Source organism: Thermococcus cleftensis, assembly GCF_000265525.1.
GTDB classification, from domain to species: domain Archaea; phylum Methanobacteriota_B; class Thermococci; order Thermococcales; family Thermococcaceae; genus Thermococcus; species Thermococcus cleftensis.
In genome coordinates this window covers 1,059,118-1,078,884 of the sequence record NC_018015.1, presented here as the reverse complement: position 1 = coordinate 1,078,884, position 19,767 = coordinate 1,059,118, and the positions used below count along the sequence as shown (strand labels likewise).

At 57.7% G+C, this 19,767-nt stretch carries 22 protein-coding genes; 11 read left to right on the top strand and 11 right to left on the bottom strand.

Annotation, left to right across the window (positions count from 1 at the left end; all coding sequences use genetic code 11):
- The first annotated feature begins 156 nt into the window (after window positions 1-156).
- On the top strand, window positions 157-363 hold the full coding sequence (locus CL1_RS10660) for a hypothetical protein (RefSeq protein WP_014788946.1): 207 nt from the start codon (window positions 157-159) through the stop codon (window positions 361-363).
- A 98-nt stretch (window positions 364-461) separates the two neighbouring features.
- Here CL1_RS10660 and CL1_RS05730 read toward each other — a convergent pair whose 3' ends face one another.
- The 3 genes from CL1_RS05730 to CL1_RS05720 are packed head-to-tail and all read right to left on the bottom strand — an operon-like array spanning window position 462 to window position 2,060.
- Window positions 462-914 (bottom strand): Lrp/AsnC family transcriptional regulator, encoded by a 453-nt coding sequence (locus CL1_RS05730; protein WP_014788945.1) that lies wholly within the window; start codon window positions 912-914, stop codon window positions 462-464.
- Window positions 915-969: 55 nt separating this feature from the next.
- Complete coding sequence (locus CL1_RS05725; RefSeq protein ID WP_014788944.1) at window positions 970-1,524, bottom strand: XTP/dITP diphosphatase; 555 nt, start codon at window positions 1,522-1,524, stop codon at window positions 970-972.
- Window positions 1,525-1,571: 47 nt separating this feature from the next.
- The gene (locus tag CL1_RS05720) at window positions 1,572-2,060 is read right to left on the bottom strand and encodes an adenosine-specific kinase (RefSeq protein WP_014788943.1); all 489 of its coding nucleotides are present in this window, start codon (window positions 2,058-2,060) and stop codon (window positions 1,572-1,574) included.
- A gap of 71 nt (window positions 2,061-2,131) precedes the next feature.
- On the opposite strand from CL1_RS05720, the gene CL1_RS05715 reads away from it, so the two are divergent.
- Entirely contained in the window at window positions 2,132-3,049 is a 918-nt protein-coding gene (locus tag CL1_RS05715) for an Lrp/AsnC family transcriptional regulator (protein WP_014788942.1), read from the top strand.
- A 2-nt stretch (window positions 3,050-3,051) separates the two neighbouring features.
- Here CL1_RS05715 and CL1_RS05710 read toward each other — a convergent pair whose 3' ends face one another.
- Window positions 3,052-3,984, bottom strand: a complete 933-nt coding sequence (locus CL1_RS05710; RefSeq protein WP_014788941.1) for an SPASM domain-containing protein — start codon at window positions 3,982-3,984, stop codon at window positions 3,052-3,054.
- Window positions 3,985-4,080: 96 nt separating this feature from the next.
- On the bottom strand, window positions 4,081-4,509 hold the full coding sequence (locus CL1_RS05705) for a molybdenum cofactor biosynthesis protein MoaE (RefSeq protein ID WP_014788940.1): 429 nt from the start codon (window positions 4,507-4,509) through the stop codon (window positions 4,081-4,083).
- Between the two features lie 95 nt (window positions 4,510-4,604).
- Here CL1_RS05705 and CL1_RS05700 point away from each other — a divergent pair, with 95 nt between their 5' ends.
- Window positions 4,605-5,465, top strand: a complete 861-nt coding sequence (locus CL1_RS05700) for a hypothetical protein (RefSeq protein ID WP_014788939.1) — start codon at window positions 4,605-4,607, stop codon at window positions 5,463-5,465.
- Here the strand turns inward: CL1_RS05700 and CL1_RS05695 are convergent.
- The 4 genes from CL1_RS05695 to CL1_RS05680 are packed head-to-tail and all read right to left on the bottom strand — an operon-like array spanning window position 5,458 to window position 7,554.
- On the bottom strand, window positions 5,458-6,156 hold the full coding sequence (locus CL1_RS05695; protein ID WP_014788938.1) for a ThiF family adenylyltransferase: 699 nt from the start codon (window positions 6,154-6,156) through the stop codon (window positions 5,458-5,460). The two genes, CL1_RS05700 and CL1_RS05695, sit on opposite strands and share 8 nt — an antisense overlap.
- 1 nt (window position 6,157) lies before the next feature.
- Window positions 6,158-6,424: a ubiquitin-like small modifier protein 1 gene (locus tag CL1_RS05690; RefSeq protein ID WP_014788937.1), complete on the bottom strand. Its 267-nt coding sequence runs from the start codon at window positions 6,422-6,424 to the stop codon at window positions 6,158-6,160.
- Between the two features lie 56 nt (window positions 6,425-6,480).
- A complete protein-coding gene (locus CL1_RS05685; protein ID WP_014788936.1) occupies window positions 6,481-6,996 on the bottom strand; it encodes a CDP-2,3-bis-(O-geranylgeranyl)-sn-glycerol synthase in 516 nt (171 codons plus the stop codon).
- A 39-nt stretch (window positions 6,997-7,035) separates the two neighbouring features.
- Window positions 7,036-7,554: a GbsR/MarR family transcriptional regulator gene (locus CL1_RS05680; protein ID WP_014788935.1), complete on the bottom strand. Its 519-nt coding sequence runs from the start codon at window positions 7,552-7,554 to the stop codon at window positions 7,036-7,038.
- 117 nt (window positions 7,555-7,671) lie between these two features.
- Between CL1_RS05680 and CL1_RS05675 the strand changes: the two genes are divergently transcribed.
- The 8 genes from CL1_RS05675 to CL1_RS05640 are packed head-to-tail and all read left to right on the top strand — an operon-like array spanning window position 7,672 to window position 17,978.
- Window positions 7,672-9,939, top strand: a complete 2,268-nt coding sequence (locus CL1_RS05675; RefSeq protein ID WP_014788934.1) for a hydrophobe/amphiphile efflux-3 (HAE3) family transporter — start codon at window positions 7,672-7,674, stop codon at window positions 9,937-9,939.
- Window positions 9,936-12,311 (top strand): COG1361 S-layer family protein, encoded by a 2,376-nt coding sequence (locus tag CL1_RS05670; RefSeq protein WP_014788933.1) that lies wholly within the window; start codon window positions 9,936-9,938, stop codon window positions 12,309-12,311. The genes CL1_RS05675 and CL1_RS05670 overlap by 4 nt, the downstream gene beginning before the upstream one ends.
- Window positions 12,312-12,360: 49 nt before the next feature.
- A complete protein-coding gene (locus CL1_RS05665; RefSeq protein WP_014788932.1) occupies window positions 12,361-13,266 on the top strand; it encodes an LEA type 2 family protein in 906 nt (301 codons plus the stop codon).
- A gap of 42 nt (window positions 13,267-13,308) precedes the next feature.
- Complete coding sequence (locus CL1_RS05660; RefSeq protein WP_014788931.1) at window positions 13,309-13,827, top strand: DUF3201 domain-containing protein; 519 nt, start codon at window positions 13,309-13,311, stop codon at window positions 13,825-13,827.
- A 9-nt stretch (window positions 13,828-13,836) separates the two neighbouring features.
- Window positions 13,837-14,994: an RsmB/NOP family class I SAM-dependent RNA methyltransferase gene (locus CL1_RS05655; RefSeq protein WP_014788930.1), complete on the top strand. Its 1,158-nt coding sequence runs from the start codon at window positions 13,837-13,839 to the stop codon at window positions 14,992-14,994.
- Window positions 14,995-14,996: 2 nt separating this feature from the next.
- Window positions 14,997-16,022 (top strand): lysylphosphatidylglycerol synthase transmembrane domain-containing protein, encoded by a 1,026-nt coding sequence (locus tag CL1_RS05650; RefSeq protein ID WP_014788929.1) that lies wholly within the window; start codon window positions 14,997-14,999, stop codon window positions 16,020-16,022.
- 40 nt (window positions 16,023-16,062) lie between these two features.
- Window positions 16,063-17,145 (top strand): lysylphosphatidylglycerol synthase transmembrane domain-containing protein, encoded by a 1,083-nt coding sequence (locus CL1_RS05645; protein ID WP_014788928.1) that lies wholly within the window; start codon window positions 16,063-16,065, stop codon window positions 17,143-17,145.
- The gene (locus CL1_RS05640; protein WP_014788927.1) at window positions 17,142-17,978 is read left to right on the top strand and encodes an NAD(+) kinase; all 837 of its coding nucleotides are present in this window, start codon (window positions 17,142-17,144) and stop codon (window positions 17,976-17,978) included. The genes CL1_RS05645 and CL1_RS05640 overlap by 4 nt, the downstream gene beginning before the upstream one ends.
- Here CL1_RS05640 and CL1_RS05635 read toward each other — a convergent pair.
- Together CL1_RS05635 and CL1_RS05630 are read right to left on the bottom strand one after the other, a co-directional pair.
- Window positions 17,962-18,744, bottom strand: a complete 783-nt coding sequence (locus CL1_RS05635) for a DUF835 domain-containing protein (protein WP_014788926.1) — start codon at window positions 18,742-18,744, stop codon at window positions 17,962-17,964. The two genes, CL1_RS05640 and CL1_RS05635, sit on opposite strands and share 17 nt — an antisense overlap.
- Window positions 18,735-19,712 carry a bifunctional N(6)-L-threonylcarbamoyladenine synthase/serine/threonine protein kinase gene (locus CL1_RS05630; RefSeq protein ID WP_014788925.1) on the bottom strand — a complete coding sequence of 326 codons (978 nt, stop codon included), beginning with the start codon at window positions 19,710-19,712 and terminating at the stop codon, window positions 18,735-18,737. The genes CL1_RS05635 and CL1_RS05630 overlap by 10 nt, the downstream gene beginning before the upstream one ends.
- Window positions 19,713-19,767 lie beyond the last annotated feature (55 nt).

The following is a 19,767-nucleotide window of genomic DNA, read 5'->3' as shown; positions in this document are numbered from 1 at the left end:
TTACACAATGATGCCGGCCTGTACCATGACTTAGACTTTGACGGGGTCCCCGATTCAGCACTGCCGGTAGACTATATTCCAAAGGCTGGCCCGTACACCGGCGTTGGCTACTATATGAGGTTCCTCATCAAAACGCCAGAAGAGGGGTGACATAGCGTGAAAAGACTTGGTTTGGTGATTCTTTTCCTTTTGCTCCTCCTTCCCCCTGTCACTGCGGTGAACGTCTGGGAGCACATAAACACCAGCAGGGAAATGTACTTCGTTAAAGTATTGGGCAGATGTAGAAGAGAACCACCACTTGACCCATTGAACAACTCCAGAATCGCCTCCGTCAGCATAGGATACGCCTACAGTGATTGCTGACTGGATTAACGTTGGCCCCTCTGCTGATAACAAAGAGAAAAAGCTGGTAGCTGAAGGCACTCTCCAATTACTTTCAATTTATATCATCGCCCCGGCCTTCACAGCTCCTCCTTAACCGTAACGAAGGACACCATCGTGACCGTCTGTCCGACGCCCTTTATCTCCCTGAGCCTGTCCACGACTATCTTCCCAACCTCCTCCGAGCTGGGGGCGCGGACCTTTATGAGCAGGTCCCACTCACCGGCTATTATGTGGACCTCGTAGACGCCCTCGAGGGCCGCTATCCTCTCGGCCACCTCGCGCTGGCTCAGCCCGGAGTCCTGCTCGTAGCGGGCCAGGATAAAGGCCGTCGTGCCGAGGTTGAGCTTCTTGTAGTTGGGCTTGACCGTGAACTTCTCTATGACACCCTCCTCCACGAGCTTTTTGATGCGGTAGTGGACGGTGGTCCTCGGTATGCCCAGCTTCTTGCTGAGCGATGCTATGTTCTCCCTCGCGTTCTCCTTGAGCTCCTCCAGCAGCTTCAAATCGGTGGCATCGAGAGAGCTTACCATCGTGACCCCCTTCGTCACCTGTTCAATAGTTGCTGTTAAGTTTGGGATAGAAGGCTTATTTAAGGTTTTCCTTTAGCCACTCTGCAAAAGCCTTTAAAGCCCTTCCACGATGTGATATTCTGTTCTTCTCCTCGGTTGTCATTTCGGCGAAAGTTTCCTCGAAACCCGTCGGCTTGAATATGGGGTCGAAGCCAAAGCCCATCGTACCGCGCTTCTCGCGGGTTATCTCTCCCTCCACGCGGCCGGTGAAGAGGTACAGCTCATTGTCCCAGTAAGCTATCACGCTCCTGAAGTGGGCCCTCCTGTCCTCCACACCCTCCATCAGCTTCAGTATCCCGTCCACGCCCAGGGTCCTGTAAACGTAGGCCGAGTAAACACCCGGAAAGCCGTTGAGGGCGTCGATGAAGAGGCCGGAGTCGTCGAGGAAGAACGGGCCGTCGAGCCTCTCCGCGAGCCACCTGGCCCCGTACTCGGCAACCTCCTCGAGCGTATCTGCCTGTATCTCGGGATAATCGACCTTAAGCTGATACACCTCAACGCCCAGCGGTTCAAAGTACTTCCTAGCCTCCTCCACCTTTCCGGGATTGGAAGTTATGAACGCCAGCCTCATAGAACCACCGGGAGAAGAGGGAAACGGGAGGTAAAAAGGTTGCCGGTTCAGTCTATCTTATACCCTATCCTCTCCACCAGCTCCCTGCGCTCCTTCTTCTGCTCCTCCGTTTCAATCTCCTTCGCGGCCTTGCCGTCCACTATGCCTATGACACTCCTTCCGAGGTCGGTCTCGGCGACTATGACCTGGAAGGGGTTCTCGCTGGCCCCGTAGACCATGGCCACGGCGGGGTGGTTCTTGACGGCGTTGAGCACGTTTATCGGGAAAGCATTGCGCATGAGCACCACGAAGACGTGGCCCGCGCCAATCTTCACCGCGTTCCTGGCGGCCAGCTTTTCTAGCTCCTCATCGTTGCCGGTGAAGCGGGTGAGCTGGGGCTTGGCCTCGTTCATCGCTATGCCGAACTTTATGCCTGGAACAGTCGTGAGGAGGGTCTTGGCCAGATCATCGACCGTGAATATCGAGAAGTTACCCTGACCGATTATCACCTCGACGCCCTCGGGCTTTTCGATATCGACGACCTCTATCTTCACCATGGCCACCACCGGAAGGATTTAATAACCGGAACGATATAACCTTTTCCCGTCCATCGGAGCGGTGAGGTGAAATGGTCGACCCCATGATGGAGGAGCTGGAGTTCCTGGCTGAAATCCTGAACAAATATCCCCTGGAGAGCCTCAAGAAGATAGCCGAGAGCGAGGGGATAGACTATTACAGGCTCAAGAGACTCTACGACAAGTACTACGGAAAGTATCTCACCGTGGGCTGCATAATAAACATAAAAAAGCTCGGACTCAGGAGCTTCGTCGCGTTTCTCAGCGTTTCTCCCGACAGGCTGATGGAAACGGCCGTCCGAATGACCCAGAACCCCTTCGTAACCTACGTCAATCCAGCCTTCGGCTTCAAGAACGGCCTCTCCATCACGTTCCACGCGCCAGACGACCAGAAGGATAGGATAGATGAGATGCTCTCCAAGTACTCGGACGACTACGAGTACTACGAGGCGAGGGCTTACCCCTACAGCGGCGACGACAACTTTGGAAGGTGGTACCTGAGCTACGACTACGCCATTCTGCTCGATATCCTGAAGTGGGACGCCCGGACACCAATAACCGAGATAGCAAGGAGGCTCGGGAAGAGCCGCCCCACAGCCAGATACATGATAAACAGGCTCCTCGAGGAGGAGATAGTGCTCGGCTTCACCCCGCTCATAGACATGAACGTCCACGACAGGGGAGTCATCGGGCTCACCAGGGAGCTCAATGAAGAGGTTCTGGAGAGGTTCAGGGAGTACGAGATATCCGTCGGCGTCCTGCCAGGGTACGGGTACCTCTTGGAGTGGTTCTTCTCCTCCAAGGAGGACTTAGGGAGCAAGGTTCTGGAGTTCAGTAACTACGTCGAGAAGCTCCTGATAGAGTACTTCGAGCCGGCCTTCAAGGAGATGAACGACAGGAACCTGAAGAACAGGCATCAGAGAATGGTTAAAAAGGACGGGAGCGGGTACCACTCCATACTGGACTTCTGAACTCAAAGGACGATTTGGCAGTACTCCAGGCCATCTATCTCCCCGGTTGCCTGGTACTCAAGGGCCCTGCAGTCGTGGCAGACGTACTTAAAGGGACACATACTGCAGGCCTGCACTTTATCCTTCGTCATCTTCCAGAACTCCTTGAGGCGCTTCTTCCGCAGTATGGCCTTTATTCCAACCTCCTTGGCATCGGCCACGATGTGGTTCCTGAGGAGGGGGCACGGAAGGGCGTAGCCGTCGGCCGTTATGGCAAGGGTTCCTGCAAGGCAGTCGTGGTACTTCTCGGTGGTCTGGCTCGTTATGCGCCTCATCTCGATGACGTTGAAGTCGAGCCTCCTGGCGGAGCCGGGGAAGAGGACGTCGATGTACACCTCCCCCTGAAAGGCGGTCTTGAGACCCTTGAGCTCGTCCAGGTCGGAACCCCTTACCATGATGATGGCACCGTGAAGCCAGCCCTGTGCCTCAAGCAGCTGGACGTTCTCCTCGCTGTACTCGAGCTCCGCGATGAATCGTACACCCTCCACGGGGGTTATTTCATCTAAATCCTCGAGCAGGACCACGGCGTAGACCTCGGGAACGCCGATTTCGACGGCGTACGATGCCATCGACACCAGGTACTCAACGCTGTCGTAGTTGGTGAGCCAGAGCTCCCTTCCCCCAGCCTCCTTGAACTCCCTTATCAGCTCCCTAACGCGCTCGACGCTCATCGGCTCGCGGCGGAGAATGAAGGAGTTGTTTCCAATGCAGCCTATAGAGCGGGGGATTCCGGTTACCTCGGAAAAACTGCCCTTTCCCGCACCGAGCTGAAGTATTAGCCTCTCGAGCCTGCCCCTGTGGGGGGCGTTGCTCCAGGGCGGCTTGGCGACAGAGGCAACCCCCGGGGAGAAATCAATGCCGAACGAATGAGCGGTATCGTAGACCACCTTCTCCATCGGGCACCACCGGAGGAGAATGGGGCAAAATCGTATATATACTTTTTCTATTCGGATTTTGCACACCACTGGGAATAGTCTGCAAAAAATGGAAAGTCAATCACCGGGAACCAGGCGATCACCCTCTATCCAGAAGGTCCCCTCGTCGGTGACTTCCCTCTTCCATACCGGAACGCGCCTCTTCACCTCATCGATGGCCCAGATGCAGGCATCGAAGGCCTCCTTCCTGTGCTTCCCACTGGCTATTATCAGTATCGTGTCCTCACCGACCTCGAGCTCCCCGTGGCGGTGCCATATCAGCATGTCGAGAATGGGGAACCTCTCGAGGGCCTCCCTCCGTATCCTCTCCATCTCGGCCTCCGCCATCTCCGGATAAGCCTCGTAGATGAGCTTCTTTACCTTCCTCCCGTGGTTCTCGTTCCTGACCTTGCCGAGGAAGAAGACGTAACCTCCTGCCTCGGGAACCAGGAGATAGCGAAGGGCCTCGTTGAGGTCGAAGGGTTCCTTCGTGAGCCTTACCTTCATCTCACCACCCCCCACGAAATACGGCATGAGGGATTAAAAACGGAGCGGTGGAAAGGTTTAAGTGGTTTCAAGCCCAGCCTCAGGGGGTGAGGAAAATGAGGAGATACGCCTTCCTGCTCATCGTTCTTCTGGTCATAGCCACCGCGGGCTGTCTGGGCGGCAACGGCCAGGCCCCGACGACAACTGAGGGCCAGATTTCGACTCCAACGACGACCCCAAACCTGGAAACCACAACCTCATCGAGTCCCACCGAAACGACGACAACCACCTTCACACCCCCGGAACTCGACCTAAACGGACTCCTCGAGAACGTCCTGGGGATAAAGCAGTTCACCTACCTGAGCAACGCCACCCTGAACATGACCGTCACGATAGAGGGCAACGGCACCTCCCAGAACGACAACGTGAGTCTCAGGATAATCGAGAGGGGCTACATCGACTTTGATTCCTGGAGCGCCTGGATAAACTCCACAACCCTGAGCCTTCAGGACGGAGCCAGAACCAACGCCTCTAGAATAGTGGTGAACAACGTCACCTACATACAGACCCCCGTGGGCTGGGTGACGTCGGAGGATCCGACCGTCAGCGAGGTGCTCTGGAGGTACAGCGTGGTTGGCCTGGCCAGGGAGTACCTGGGGGAGAAGCCGGACTCCGTGGAGGGCGGGGAGGTTATCAGGCTGACCTACCTCGTTCCGGACTACAAGCTGAAACCCCTGGCCGCGCTTTACTTCGCGGTCTCAGAGAACACCGACGTGGTGGTTAGAGACGGGAAACTGGAGCTGTGGTTCAGGGACGGAAGGCTGGTAGGCGGAAGGCTGAGCTTCTCGGTCAGCTCGACGGCGGAAGTGGACGACCCAGTGCTCGGAAAGATGACAATAACCCAGGCCGGAACCTGGGACGAGACCTTCAAGGTGACCTCCATAAACGAGAAGAGGAAAGTGAACCCGCCTACTTAAGCTCGACGACGTCGAAGGTGTTGTAGGCGAGGTCCACTATGAGGAGCCTGTTGAGGAGCGGCTCGCCGATTCCGGTGAGGAGCTTGATGACCTCCATGGCCTGAATCGAGCCGACTACACCAGCGGTTGCACCTATTATGGGGAACTTCCCCCTCTTTCCCCTAACTCCCGGGAAAATCTCGCGGAGGCTCTTCGTCACACCGGGGACTATCGTGGTCACCTGGCCGAAGGTGCCCTCCACGGCGCCGTGGACGAGGGGAACCCTCTTCCTACGGGAGTAGTCGTCGAGCAGGAAGCGAGTTTCAAAGTTGTCGAGGCAGTCCACGATTACATCAACGCCCTCGAGCACCTCATCGATGTTCTCCTCGGTGAGCCTGCCAACGAAGGTCTCTACCCTCACGTCCGGGTTGAAGCGCTCCAGCTTCCACTTTGCCGACAGGGGCTTCGGGTTCTTCCCCAGATCCTCCTCCCAGTGGAGTATCTGTCGGTTTAAGTTGCTCAGCTCAGGTTCCTGCTCGTCTATCAAAAGGAGCGTTCCGATTCCAGCGGCGGCGAGGTAGTAGGCAACGGGACTTCCGAGACCGCCGACTCCAACAACGGCCACCTTTGAGCTTTTAAGCTTCTCCTGGCCTTCCCTCCCGAAGATCATTATCTGCCTGTCGTAGCGCTCGATTTCCTTCTCGCTCAGCATCTCAACCACCGCTCACCGGGGGGAATATCGCCACTATGTCGCCGTCCCTCAGAACTTCATCGAAGCGGACGTAGCGGCCGTTGCGCGAGACGTTCACGTCGGCCAGGTCGTCCTCCTCCGCGAAGACCTCGTTCCTGAGAACCGGGTGCCTCTCCTTGAGCATCTCTATCAGCTCGCGAACCGTTGTCCCCTCTGGGATCTCGATCTCCTCCTCGCCCTTTCCGACCAGGGAGCGGTAGCGGGCGAAGTAGCGAACGGTAACCCTCATCTCGACCACCGAGAAAAGTTGGAGGAGAGGTTAAAAAGGCTTGCTGGGCGAAAGCGTTACCACGGCACGCTCTTCCAGCCCATCTTGTAGGCGAAGTAGTTGGCACCCCAGTGGACGAAGGGCGAGACGACCAGGAGGAAGATTATCTGGCCCGAGTCGAGCGTTTTGACTGGATAGGCCAGGGCGAGGGCCGCTATGAGAAACCCCAGCTGGTCGAGGCCTATGGCCGGAGCGCCGCGCGGAAGGTTTGCCCTTCTCTTGAAGAAACTCCCGATGAGGTCGCCAAGGAGGGCACCGAGGGAGAGCAGAAATGCGAGGAGAACCGCCGTCCCAAGGTCGCCGTAGAAGTCTGGGGTGATGAAGTACTGAACCAGTCCCGTGATTGTTCCAATGGCAACGCCACCGATGAAGCCGCGCCAGGTCTTTCCGTCGCCCAGGATCCTGCGCCCGTCCTTCCAGGTTCTTCCGCCGTCTATGGGCCTGCCTCCCCCCACGAGAACCGGGGAGGCGTTGGCGACGTAGGCGGGCAGTATGTACCAGAAGGCCCAGAGGAGAGATGAGAGCGAACCCATTATTCCACCCGTCTGGAGTACAAACCGGCGGTTTTAAAGCTACCGCTTTTCGGACTCGAGGCACTCCACCAGTCTCTCCAGAACCTCCTCGTCGTCGTGGCTCAGGAGGTATCGGATTATCCTCTCGGCCAGCTCGTTCCTCTTCAGGGCGAACTCTATGCTCTCCCGTATGAACTCAACTTCCTCCCCCTCCTCGCCCTCCAGCTCGGCCAGGGCCTTCATGAGGTTGGTCTTCATCTGCTCCACGTCCTCGAGAACACGGTTGTAGTAGGCGGCCTGACGCCAGTCCTTGAGGAGCCTTGTGGCCCTGTAGTAGGCCCTCTTGTCGCCGGGCTTCTTCACCCTCACGACGAAGCCGAGGCTCTCCATGGCCTTAAGGGCACTGCTGACGTGGGAGAGTGAGTAGCCGGTTCTCTCGGCTATCTCAGCCAGGCTCATCGGCTCCCTGGCAAGGAAAAGGGCACCGTAGATGTAGCCGTACAGCTCGCTGAAGCCGAACCTCCTCGCGGCCCCTGCGAAGTGGTTCATCACTATCCTCTTCGCCTCCTCAACACCCATCGCGCACACCCCAATTTCAGCCATCGACGAAGGGGGGTTAGTCCTTCACCGTGCACAAGGTTTTTAAAGTTTCGGATATTTAAAACTTTCGGAAATTTCCGAAAGTTGGGTGAGATCATGGACCTCCTGAGGAAAGCGGCGAGGATCATAGTGAGGTACCGCGTGGCCTTCGCGCTGGTAGCCCTGTTTCTGCTCATCGTTTCAGCCTACGGAATCCAGAGCCTCAGGTTCGAGAGTGATCTCAGCTCGATGCTCCCAGAGGGCGATCCAGCCATAAAGGACTACAACGCCCTTCAGAATGAGTTCCAGAGCGGCGACAGCACGCTGATAGTGGTTAAGATAGACTCCATCGAGCCGGGCGGCGTTTACGACGTCAGGGACCCCAAGGTGATAGAGGCCATATACGAACTCGAACAGAGGCTCAGGCGGAGGGAGTACGTGACGGACACGATGAGCATAGCGGACATCTACATGAAGGTTCTCGGAAGGCTTCCGCGGAGCGAGGAGGAGGCGAAGTTCGTCCTCGACATGCTCCCCGAGGAACAGAGGTACTCCCTCGTCAGCAGGGACTACACGATGACAATGATAGTGGTGACGATAAACAGGGAGAAGAAGACCGAGACCCTCGTGAGGGTCTACCAGGGGGTGCAGGAGGACATAGAGAGCGTCAAGTTTCCGCAGAACGTCGAGGTAATTCAGACCGGTAACATAGGCATAACCTACCGCATTCTCCAGCTCCTCCAGCGCGACCTCAACAAGACGATGGCGATATCGTTCCTCCTCGTCATAGCACTCCTTCTCTACTTCTACCGCTCCCCGGTCAAGGCCCTGATTCCCCTTATCCCCCTCGTCTTCGGGGTCGTTATGACGCTGGGCTTCATGGGGCTGGCCGGCATTCCCCTCGACCTGGCAACCACCACGATAGGGGCCATGCTCGTCGGAATGGGCATCGACTACGGCATACACGTGACCAACAGGTACTACGAGGAGAGGCGCAATGGCAAGGACGTTGAGGAGGCCGCGGCCGAGGCTGTGGCGGAGACCGGAAAGGCCCTCCTGGGCGCGGCGCTGACGACGATAGCGGGCTTTGCGGCGATGTACCTCTCGAGCCTCCCAATGCTCCACAACCTCGCGACCACTCTAATACTCGGTCTAAGCTTGGCCGCCCTGAACGCGGTGGTAATCACGCCGGCCGTGATAATCCTGGAAGAGGACGTTATGATGAGGCTCAAGGGACACCACGTCCGCCCGGAGGTACGCTCCGGAACGGGAGCAATTGGAAGGTTCTTCACCTCCCTTGGGGAAGCCATAAAGGCCAGGCCCGGGGCGTTTCTCGGCGCGGTTTTCCTGATTACACTGCTCTTCGCCTACGGGGTCACCCAGGTCACGACGGAGGTGAGGCTGGAGAAGTTCATTCCCCCAGGAATGCCCGAGATAGAGGCCCTAATGGACGTGAGAACCGAGTTCGGCGGCCAGGACGAGCTTTACGTCCTGGTGAGGGCGGACGACGTGAGAAACCCCGCGGTAGTGAGGGCCATGTACCGCTTCGAGAACCTGGTGAAGGCGGACTCCTACTACAACGGTGTGTTCGGCTCCCAGAGCCCGGCGGACATCGTTTACGAGAAGTACGGCTACATACCCAACGACAGGGAGAAGATAAGCGAGGCCCTCTCCGAGTACCAGGGGCCGTCCATGGTCTCGGGCGACTACTCCATGGCGATAATCAAGTTCACGGGCGACTTCGGCGGCACGAGCATGGACGACTTCAGAAGGATAATGAGGTACTTCGAGGAGGAAACCAAACTCGCCCAGGAAACCCAGTTCCCGCCGGGGGTTGAGCTTTCCCTGACCGGGGACCTCTACCTCAACTACGTCCTCGACCAGCTCACCAACGTCGAGATAAACCGCATATCCACCTACGGAACGGTCTTCGTGGTGCTCATCGTCCTCCTCCTCTTCCGGCGCATCAGGGTTTCGGTGGCGATGATAACCCCGATGTTCCTCGGCGCCCTCTGGACGGTGGGCTTCATGGGGCTGGCCGGGATACCCTTCACCCAGAGCTTAGCTGGAGTCATCTCGATGATAGTGGGCCTGGGCGTCGATTACGGAATGCACCTCACCCACCGCTTCATGGAGGAGATGAATGAAGGCAACCCGAAGCCCATAGTGACGGCCGTGGGGAGCGTGGGGCCAGGAATCCTGGCAGGTGCCCTCACCACCGCAGGCGGCTTCCTGGCCCTTCTCGCCGGCGAGCTTCCGACGATACACGACTTCGGCCTCACCCTGGCCTTTGGAATATTCGCCTCGATGACCTCGGCTTACCTCGTCACGCCCGCCCTGCTTCAAATATTCTACGGAAAGAAAACGGGAGGTGGTTCACCGTGAAGTGCTCTGGATTCCTGATTACGGCCCTACTCATCTTTGGGACCTTTGGAGGAATTGTCTCCGCATCTGAAACTGTTAGCCCTCTCTTCGAGGGTTACCTCAGCAAAGGCGAGGCCGTCCTGGTGGGCCCGCTGCTGATAACGCTCGCCGACACCGTGAAGGACTACGGAAACGGTGAGTACTACGCGATGCTCGTGATAATGAAGGACGGCAAGATACTGAACGCCGAGTACAAGACGATGCTGGTTCCCGATCCGAGGAAGATACAGTTCCTCCTGCTCGACCCGACCTTCCTCCTCGCCCTGGCCGAGACCCAGGGCTACGATCTGACGGAGTGCGCCGAGTACGTGAACAACACACCCGCCTTCGACGCATGCTTGCTCGCCAACGCCTACGGCTTCTACCAGTGGCTGAACACCGCCCCGCCGAGGGAAATCGGGGAGGCCGTGGTGAGGACTATCCAGACCCACCCGGAGCTGGGCCTGAGCGAGGAGGACGTCCTGATGGAGGTGACCTACCCCGACGTGACCCCTGTGAGGGAGGGGGAGACGGTTGAGCTGGACGTCGATGGAGAGAAGGCATACGTGACCGTGAACGAGATATACCCCAACGGCGTGAGGGTAAGCGTCAGCGGGCCGCCGGAGTGGAGAACCTCAACCCTGCCGGGCCTCGTCGTGACCAGTGTCGAAGTTCCCCAGACGGTCCAGCCGGGCGAGACGGTCACGGTTAAGGTTCACCTGAGGAACGAGGGAGCAATGAAGGTGCGCTACCTGAACGTCTTCGTCACCCCAACGCCGATGAGCTTCAACGACAGCTCCTCCATAGCGAGCGCGGTTTCCATGGCCCTCAGCCAGAGCGGCCTGTCCCAGAGCGTCTTCTACCCCGAGGGGAGCGCGGTTCAGTACATCGAGTACCTGGAGGGCAAGGACAACGCCACCCTGACCTTCAGGATCAAGATAAACCCCAACGCCGACACCGGAACCTACCCCCTCTACGTCGGGGTGGCCTACTTCACCGGGTTGGGTGCCAACATGAAGATGCTCCAGACCTACAACTTCGTCGCCCTCACCGTCAAGAAGAGCAGAGAAGGCTTCGTCGAGATAACCCGGGTCGAGACCGAGCCAGGGGAGATAAGCCCCGGGGACAGGTTCAAGGTCCGCTTCACCCTGGTGAACGAGGGTGCCGAGCCGGTGAAGGCCCTGAGCCTCAGGATAAACTCCTACCAGGTGCCGGTTCAGGGGGAAGTCAGCAACGTGGATTTATCCGCCCTCTCCCAGCTTCCGGTACAGGGGAGCGAGCAGCTCAGCCAGAACCTCCAGGACTACCTCAACGGGCTGATGCACCAGCTGGCGAAGCAGAGCATCGAGGCCTTCCTGCCCGTGGGGGAGGACAACGTGAAGTACGCGGCAGAGCTTATGCCGGGACAGAACGTGACCCTGGAGTTCACGGTGAAGGCCAACGAGAAGCTCGCCAACGGAATCTATCCCCTTAGAATAGAGCTGAAGTACCTGAGCGAGCCGGACGGGAAGGAGATAACGGACGAAAGGCTCGTCGGGATTGAGATAACCGGTAAGGCGGAGCTGATGCTCTCGAAGGCCTCGACCTCGCCGAGCAGAGTCCTTCCGGGCACGGACAACGTCGAGGTGAGCTTCCAGGTGGACAACGTTGGAACCGGGACGGCGAGAACCGTGGTGGTGAAGCCCCTGCCGGAGTGGCCCTTCAGCCTCAGCGACTCGAGCGAGCAGATGATAGGCCTCGGGAGCCTCGGAAAAGGTGATTCAGCCCAGGGCTCCTTCAGGGTGAACGTCGCCGAGAACGCCAGCGCCGGCACCTACGAGATACCGCTCCTGGTCACCTACACCAACGAGCTTGGAGTGAAGAAAAACGTGACCCTCACGGTGCCGGTAATAGTGGGTGCGAGGCCGAGGATAGAGGTGGAAAAGGTCACCGTCGAGCCTGAGCCGCTCCAGGGCGAGACCGTCAATGTGTACATCACCCTGAAAAACACGGGCGGCGAGAAAGCGACGAGCGTCATGGTAGAGGGCGTCGTCAAGGCCGACCAGCCCTTCACCCTGGACAAGAGAACCGACTACGTCGGCGACCTCGGACCGGGCGAGAGGGGGCAGGGGGTGATAGTCCTCAAGATAGACAGGAGTGCGATCCCCAAAGAGTACAGCATAGGCCTCAGGATAAGGGCCGTTGGGGACCCGAGCCAGGGCGACGACAACGTCTACGTCTTCGAGGAGACAGTGAGGATAACCGTGGGAGAGAACACGAAGACGGAGAGCAACCTGAGAAATCTCGCCATCGCAATCGGCGCGCTCGTCGTCGTGGTGGTGCTCTACACGTACCTGCGGGGAAGAGGAAAGTGAGCGGTAGCTTTAAACGGGCTTTGGATATAGAAATCCAAAGGTGAGAGAAATGAACCTCAAGTACCTCCTCCTCGGACTGGCGTTAATCTTCATCGTCTGGGTGGGCTACGTCGCCTACGCGGCCTACACCCTCAGCCCCCGCGTTAGCGCCCAGTGGGGCTACGTGAACGAGAAGACGACGGAGATATGGGTGGAGGCAAAGCTGAGCAAGCCCCTCCTCGTCCCCGCGTCTATAGAAGAGCTGAGGATAGAGTTCACCGGCATTCCAGTGGCTAGGGTGACCAGGTTCGAGTACGGGGCGACAGAGACTGATGTGAGCTTCGTCCTTGCAATAGACAACTACAACCTCGTGCGCTCCCTCGTGAACTACATGAACAACGGGCAGAGCGGCACGGTGGCGATACTCCTCCAGGGCCGGCTGCTCGGAATAATCCCCATCAAGACCGATATAGAGCAGGGGATAAGCGAGAACGTCCTGGCGTACCTGAACTTCACCGCCGAGAGCAAGGACCTGGCCGGGGGGCTGGTGAAAACTCCAGCGCTCGTTGAAACGAGGTTCGACTGGGCAGGGGAGGAGAACGGAAGGGCCAGGCTGATAGCCCACATGAAGTTCCACAACCCCAACGCCTTCCCAATTCCAATCGGCAACGTGAGCTTCGACGTCTACGCCAACGAGATCAAGATAGGCGACGGAAGGACGGCCCGGGTGGTGGTGATCCCGGCCAACGGCTACGCGACGCTGGACGTTGAGACCTACATTGAAGAGGACTCGCTCCCCAAGGTCTGGGCCGAGCACATCAAGAGCGGCGAGGTGAGCAAAGTCAGGGCGGACGTGTTCCTGGACATCAGGGTAATGAACCAGGACTACCACGTTAAGCTGGTCAGCTACGAGGAGACCGTGAAGACTGACATAATGGGTGAGCTGAACCGGCTCCTCGAGGACATGCTCAGATGAAGGTTTTTAAGGGCCCCTCCTCTTTCCCCTTTGGTGAGAGCCATGAACGTCAGAGAGATTCACGAGTTCCTCAACGCGATGTGGGAGGGCATTTTCACGCTCAACGATGAGCTCAAGCGCGAGCTGCCGGAGAAGGGATTCAAGGTAGAGGACGTGGAGGAGGTCTTCGGGGCCTACGTATTCCTCGACGGCGAGTGGAGGCCCATGAACTACCCCCACCCAGCTTTTGAGGTAAAGCCCCAGATAGAGGTGGGCGCAACGCCTGAGAGCTACTACCTCGTCGTGGCAGTTCCCAGGGAGAGAATAAGCGAGAACTTCGTCGGCCTCTTCCTCGAGCTCTTCCCCAGGAGCTTCATCTACGGGAGCGAGGACTTCCTGAGCGACGTCTACAACTGGAGGCGCGACGGGAGGGTTTCCCCGACCGAGATACTTGAGAGGATCGAGAAGAGCGACGAGAAGGTTTTCCAGTTCGAGGCGAACTTTGGAAGCGTCGGGGCGCTGAAGAAGGGCCTCCTGAGGCTCATAGACATCGGGAAGCGCTTCGAAATATTCGACCTCTGAGGTGTGGCTATGGCCCAAAGCTACGAGGAGGCCTTCCCGGCGGAGCTGAGGGAGTATTACCGAAAGCTCTTTGGTAAAGAGGCCGAGGAGATAATGGCCTCGCTCAGGACGCCGGTGGAGAAGTACTACATTCGCGTTAACACCCTCAAGACGAGCAGGGAGAAGCTCATGCGAATCCTCAGGAGGGAGGGGCTAAAGCCGAAGAGAAGCCCCTACCTCAAGGAGGGGATATACTTCGAGAGAGAAGGCCCCAACTTTCCCGATGACCACGAACCGGGCCTTCCGGTGGTGAGGGCCAACAAGTTCGCGGCGGAGAGCGTCTACCAGGGGGCGATGCTCTACGCGCCAGGGGTTCTGCAGGCGGACAAGAAAATCAAGCCCGGCGACGAGGTCGAGATAAGGGACCCGAGGGGACTGCTCGTCGGGATAGGCATCGCCAGAATGAGCGCCAAGGAGATGGTGGTCTCGACGAGGGGCCTGGCGGTGGAGGTCACCCTGCCAAAGTTCAGGCTTCCGAGCCTCAGCGAGCTTGAGAGCTTTAAGGAGGGCCTCTTCTACGCCCAGAGCTTACCGTCAATGGTGGTCGCGCACGTTCTGGAGCCGGGCGAGGAGGAGCTTATCGTGGATATGGCGGCCGCTCCCGGAGGAAAGACCAGCCACATCGCCCAGCTGATGCAGAACAGGGGCGAGATAATAGCGATGGACAAGTCCAAGAACAGGTTGAAAAAGATGGAGGGGGAGCTGGAGAGGCTTGGGGTTAAAAACGTCAAGCCAATACACATGGACTCCAGGAGGCTCCCCGAGCTGGGAATCGAGGCGGACAAGATACTGCTCGACGCACCGTGCACCGCTTTGGGAATAAGACCGAAGCTGTGGGAGAGCAGGACGCCAAAGGACATCGAGGCCACCGCACGCTACCAGAGGCACTTCATAAACGCCGCCATAAAGTCCCTCCGGAGGGGCGGCGTTCTGGTCTACTCGACCTGCACCCTCAGCTACGAGGAGAACGAGGCCAACGTAAAGTACGTCATGAGCAAAGGTTTAAAGCTCGAAGAGCAGAGCCTATTCATAGGTTCGAGCGGTATGGGAATTGACGAGGTTCAGCGCTTCTACCCCAACAGGCACCTGACCCAGGGCTTCTTCATAGCCCGATTTAGGAAGGTGTAGCGATGGACTGGAAGAAGTACTCCCTCCTCGGGCTTGGACTGGTGATAATAATCCTGCTCCTTTGGTGGGCTGGCGTAGAGGACGTCATCGAGATACTCCGGACGGCCAGGCTGGACTACTTCCTCCTGGCTGTTCTGGCCTACGTAGCCGCGGTCTTGATGTGGGCCCTCCGCTGGCGGGTTTTGCTCAACAGCCTCGGCATAAACGCCCCCTTCAGGACGATAGTCGCGGGGCTCTTCGTGGGCGTTTTCATAAACAACGTAACGCCGGGGGCAAGGGGGGGTGGCGAGCCCGTCAGAATGTATTACATCTCCAAGAAGACCGGCGAGCCCTACGGCCACGTCTTCGCCACCATAATGATGGACAGGATAATGGACGTCATTCCGGTCGTGGTGATGCTCCTCCTCGCGACGGCCCACGTTTACCGGCTCGGCTCCTTCTCGCTTACCCTGACACTGTTCCTCCTGGACATCTTCTTCGCCGCCATAACCCTCGCCACCGTCGGAATACTGCTGAGCGAGAGGAAGACGAAGGGAATACTCTACTGGTTCTACCGCCAGTTCGGCAGGATAATGCCCAAGAAGGCAGCCAAGTACGAGGAGAAGTTCGTCCACGCGGTGGAGGTAAGCGTGCCCCAGTTCCAGGAGAACTTCAAGCTCCTCATTAAACACAAGAAGGCATTCTTCCTCTCCCTGTTCTACTCCTTCGCCTTCTGGTTCCTCGTCCTGCTCCGCTCCTACTTCATCTTCCTCAGCATAAACAGCCCTATCCAGCTCCTCGATGTGATGGTCGTCCAGATGATAGGTATAGTTGTCGGAATGTTCATGATAATACCCGGGGGAGCCGGGATAATAGAGGCCATAAACTCGGCGGTCTACGTTCTCCTGGGCATAGACAAGGACATAGCCGTAACCGCGACCCTCCTCGAGAGACTCATCTCCTACTGGGCGCCGACGGTTATAGGGGCCGGGGTGATGACCCATTTCGGCATAAAAGTCAGCGAGGAGCGGAGGGAGGGAAAGGTATAAATTCGATGCAGAAGTAGTTCAATGTCAGCGGTGTTGGGAGATGGACAAAAAGAGGATCGCCTTCTTCGCCGGTGCGCTTATAGTAATTGGCGCCCTGATAAACTGGGCCGGGGCGCAGGGAATAGCGGACATACTCAGGAACTCCGACATAGAGTACTTCCTCCTAGCAATAGTGGTTTACCTCGTCACCCTCCTCGCCTGGGCGATGAGGTGGAAAGTCCTGCTGAAGGGCCTTGGCATAAGCGCTCCCCTCCTCAAGGTCTTCAAGGCGATATTCGTGGGTATGTTCTTCAACAACATAAGCCCTGGGGCCAAGGGACTGGGGGAGTTCATAAGGGTCTATTACCTCTCCAGGGAGACGAAAGAGCCCTACGGTCCGATGACGGCCAGCGTCATGATGGACCGAATGCTCGACCTCGTCCCGATAGGCGTGATGATGCTCTTCGCGACCCTCTACGTGTACAGCCTTGGAGAAACCGGCCTGACGGTCTTAATTATAATCCTGGACGTCATCATGATAGGCTTCTCCGCCCTCGTCATCGGGCTGCTGATGAGCGAGAAAAAAGCCCACTCGGCCATCTGGTGGATATACCGCCAGTACGCCAGGATATCACCAAAGGGCGCCGAGAAGCGCATTGAAAGTTTTAAGAAGATAGACGAGGTCACAATACCCCGATTCCAGCATGACTTCAAGATACTTGCAAAGAGCAAGTCGGCCACGCTGATGGCTGTTTTCTACTCCTTCGTCTACTGGACTCTCACAATACTCCGCTACTACCTCATCTTCCTGGCCATAAAGCACCCGATAGAACCGATAGCCATAACCGTTGTCCTGGTCGTCTCGATGGTCGTTGGCATGTTCGCCGTCGTTCCTGGAGGGGCTGGAATAATAGAAGCCGTGAACACGGCGGTGTTCATAGCCCTCGGCATAGACCCTCAGTACTCGGTCACCGGGGTTCTCCTGGAGAGGCTCATCTCCTACTGGGGCCCAACGGTCATAGGCTCCTTCGTCACCGCGGGTTTCAAGCCGGAGGGGGGAGATCTGGCCCTCCCAGCCCCCGACCGGCGAGTCCTCGACGAGGACGCTGAGCTTGAAAAAGCCTCCAGGCGTGAGGGATTATGAAGTTCGGCGTCGTGGCGAGAAGGGACAAGATGGAGGCCTTAAAGCTGGCCTACCGCGTGTACGACTTCCTCAAGGTCAGCGGTTACGAGGTCTTCGTGGACAGGGAAACCTACGAGCACCTGAGGGAGTTCAGGGAAGAGGACGTCCTCCCGCTCGAGGACTTCGACGTGGACTTCATAGTGGTCATAGGCGGGGACGGAACGATACTTAGGGTTGAACATAGAACAAGGAAAGAGATACCGATACTTGGGATAAACATGGGCACTCTCGGCTTTCTCACCGAGGTTGAGCCCCATGAAGCCTTTTTTGCACTAAGCAAGCTCATAGAGGGCGATTACCACATAGACGAGCGCATAAAGCTGAGAACTTATCTCGACGGTGAGAACAGGGTTCCCGATGCCCTCAACGAGGCCGCGGTGCTGACGGGAATTCCCGGCAAGATAATCCACCTGAGGTACTACATCGACGGCGGCCTGGCGGACGAGATAAGGGCCGACGGTCTGATAATCTCGACGCCGACTGGCTCGACGGGCTACGCCATGAGCGCGGGCGGCCCCTTCGTGGACCCCAGGCTGGACGTCATAGTGATAGCCCCCCTTGCACCGATAGCGCTGAGCTCAAGGCCGATGATAGTGCCCTCATACAGCACGATAGACGTTAGAAACCTGGCGGTAACGAGGGAGATAATCCTCGCCATCGACGGTCAGTTCTACACCTACCTCGAACCGGAGACAGACATAAGGATAAAGCTCTCTCCAAGGCGGGCCAAGTTCGTGCGCTTCACCAACGAGGTGTACCCCAAGTACACGATGAGAATCAAGAAGAAGTTCTGAGTATCTCCCGGAGGTTTTTGATCGGCTGGAACTCCCTCGCAAGAAGCTTGAACTCCCGCTCCCTCAAGGTATCCCGACCCACCAGCAGCAGGAGAGTGGAGCGGGAACTGACCGCGTAATCCTTCAGTGTGGAGAGAAACCTGAAAACCGAGCTGAAGTCGTTGTAAAGAATGAGGACCTCCAGGCAGTCTATTATAACCAGCCTACCGCCCCCCCGCATAAAGCTCACGGCGGCCTCAAGAATGACGTGGAGCCTCGTGGGACCAACGCCCTCCTCCCCCGCCTGGGTAACCCAGAGCGTCTGGACGTTCTCGAACTCCTTGTACTTCCAGGGGCTCCTCGTCACTACCAGCACCGGGGCCTTAACGGAGGCTATGAGCTCCTGCACTTCCCCCTCTCCAGTGTACAGGTAGCCCCCCGGGGAAAGGTCGTCGCTTCCAACACCCTTGACGGGAGCCGGAAGGATTCTGCGCTCAACGCTGCTTATGTAGCTCAAAAGACCGTAGGCCACCCCAATTATCGAGAAAAAGTACAGAACTTGCTCGGCTGAAAAAATCACTGGATCCGGCTCAGTAACGTCATCAATGACATCAAGTAACCTCCCGGCGGCCGCGAGAAAAAGCGAGGCGGCGATTATTATTATGAACCTGTCCAGAGGCTCCCCGTAGCGGTGTATCCTCTTGATGGCGTAGACGGCAGCATAGCTTATGACCAAGAACAGCACTATGTCCGCCAGGAGAACGACGTGGGGAACGGTCAGCCCCATACTACCTCCACCTCGTCCGTGCGGAACTTCTGCTTCACCACAGTATCCTCCAGAGAGAAGCGAACGCCACCGAGGTACATTCTGAGTCCCGTGTACGCTATCATCGCCCCGTTGTCCCTGCAGAGGTCGTAGGGCGGAACGAAGAAGCTAACCCCCCTGTCCTCGGCCATCGTTTTCAGCATCTCGCGGAGGCGGTTGTTGGCCGCGACGCCGCCGACGAGCACTACCTCCTCCTTGCCCGTATGCGCTAAGGCCCTCTCCGTCACCTCAACGAGCGCCGAGAAAGCCGTCTCCTGGAAGGAGTAGGCCAGGTCCTCGATGCGATATTTACCCGTCCTGTACTTCCTCACGGCCTCGGTGAGGATTCCTGAGAAGCTCAGGTCCATTCCCTTGACCGCGTAGGGGAGCTCGATGTAGCGCTCGCCCTTCAACGCGAGCTTTTCAATTTTAGGCCCGCCGGGGAAGCCTATGCCGAGCTCCCTCGCGAAGGTGTCTATCGCGTTGCCGATGCCTATGTCGAGGGTCTCGCCGAAGACGCGGTAGCGGCCGCCTTCCAGAGCTAAAACCTGCGTGTTGCCCCCGCTGACGTAGAGACCGACGGGGTCTTTAACACCAAACATTTTAGTTATCTCGACGTGGGCTATGCAGTGGTTGACGCCTATTATGGGCTTACCGTGCTTTATCGCCAGCGCCCTCGCGGCGGTCGCAACGACCCTCAAAGCTGGACCTAGGCCCGGCCCCTGGGAGAAGGCTATGACGTCGACGTCCTCCATCGTTATCCCTGCCCCGTCGAGGGCCTTCCTGAGGAGGGGCTTCAAAAGCCTCGCGTGGTGCTCCGCGGCCTCCTTCGGGTGGATTCCACCCTTCTCTGTGGTGAGAGTGTGGAATACGTTGGCGAGAACCTTCTCCTCGGTAACTATGCCTATGCCAAGGGTGTGGGCCGTGCCCTCTATGCCTAACGCTATCATCGTTGGACGCTCTGAAGTTGGATATAAAAAGGTTGCCGGGCCACGCAGGGAAACA

What these genes read in the sequence shown, in the direction of transcription:
- CL1_RS05705 (WP_014788940.1), bottom strand. Translation starts at nt 4,509, where the DNA reads ATGAAGGTAAGGCTCACGAAGGAACCCTTCGACCTCAACGAGGCCCTT.
- CL1_RS05685 (WP_014788936.1), bottom strand. Translation starts at nt 6,996, where the DNA reads ATGGGTTCGCTCTCATCTCTCCTCTGGGCCTTCTGGTACATACTGCCC.
- CL1_RS05655 (WP_014788930.1), top strand. Translation starts at nt 13,837, where the DNA reads ATGGCCCAAAGCTACGAGGAGGCCTTCCCGGCGGAGCTGAGGGAGTAT.
- CL1_RS05665 (WP_014788932.1), top strand. Translation starts at nt 12,361, where the DNA reads ATGAACCTCAAGTACCTCCTCCTCGGACTGGCGTTAATCTTCATCGTC.
- CL1_RS05635 (WP_014788926.1), bottom strand. Translation starts at nt 18,744, where the DNA reads ATGGGGCTGACCGTTCCCCACGTCGTTCTCCTGGCGGACATAGTGCTG.
- CL1_RS05690 (WP_014788937.1), bottom strand. Translation starts at nt 6,424, where the DNA reads ATGAGGGTTACCGTTCGCTACTTCGCCCGCTACCGCTCCCTGGTCGGA.
- CL1_RS05720 (WP_014788943.1), bottom strand. Translation starts at nt 2,060, where the DNA reads ATGGTGAAGATAGAGGTCGTCGATATCGAAAAGCCCGAGGGCGTCGAG.
- CL1_RS05650 (WP_014788929.1), top strand. Translation starts at nt 14,997, where the DNA reads ATGGACTGGAAGAAGTACTCCCTCCTCGGGCTTGGACTGGTGATAATA.
- CL1_RS05660 (WP_014788931.1), top strand. Translation starts at nt 13,309, where the DNA reads ATGAACGTCAGAGAGATTCACGAGTTCCTCAACGCGATGTGGGAGGGC.
- CL1_RS05675 (WP_014788934.1), top strand. Translation starts at nt 7,672, where the DNA reads ATGGACCTCCTGAGGAAAGCGGCGAGGATCATAGTGAGGTACCGCGTG.
- CL1_RS05680 (WP_014788935.1), bottom strand. Translation starts at nt 7,554, where the DNA reads ATGGGTGTTGAGGAGGCGAAGAGGATAGTGATGAACCACTTCGCAGGG.
- CL1_RS05715 (WP_014788942.1), top strand. Translation starts at nt 2,132, where the DNA reads ATGGTCGACCCCATGATGGAGGAGCTGGAGTTCCTGGCTGAAATCCTG.
- CL1_RS05710 (WP_014788941.1), bottom strand. Translation starts at nt 3,984, where the DNA reads ATGGAGAAGGTGGTCTACGATACCGCTCATTCGTTCGGCATTGATTTC.
- CL1_RS05645 (WP_014788928.1), top strand. Translation starts at nt 16,063, where the DNA reads ATGGACAAAAAGAGGATCGCCTTCTTCGCCGGTGCGCTTATAGTAATT.
- CL1_RS05630 (WP_014788925.1), bottom strand. Translation starts at nt 19,712, where the DNA reads ATGATAGCGTTAGGCATAGAGGGCACGGCCCACACCCTTGGCATAGGC.
- CL1_RS05700 (WP_014788939.1), top strand. Translation starts at nt 4,605, where the DNA reads ATGAGGAGATACGCCTTCCTGCTCATCGTTCTTCTGGTCATAGCCACC.
- CL1_RS05695 (WP_014788938.1), bottom strand. Translation starts at nt 6,156, where the DNA reads ATGCTGAGCGAGAAGGAAATCGAGCGCTACGACAGGCAGATAATGATC.
- CL1_RS05725 (WP_014788944.1), bottom strand. Translation starts at nt 1,524, where the DNA reads ATGAGGCTGGCGTTCATAACTTCCAATCCCGGAAAGGTGGAGGAGGCT.
- CL1_RS05730 (WP_014788945.1), bottom strand. Translation starts at nt 914, where the DNA reads ATGGTAAGCTCTCTCGATGCCACCGATTTGAAGCTGCTGGAGGAGCTC.
- CL1_RS05640 (WP_014788927.1), top strand. Translation starts at nt 17,142, where the DNA reads ATGAAGTTCGGCGTCGTGGCGAGAAGGGACAAGATGGAGGCCTTAAAG.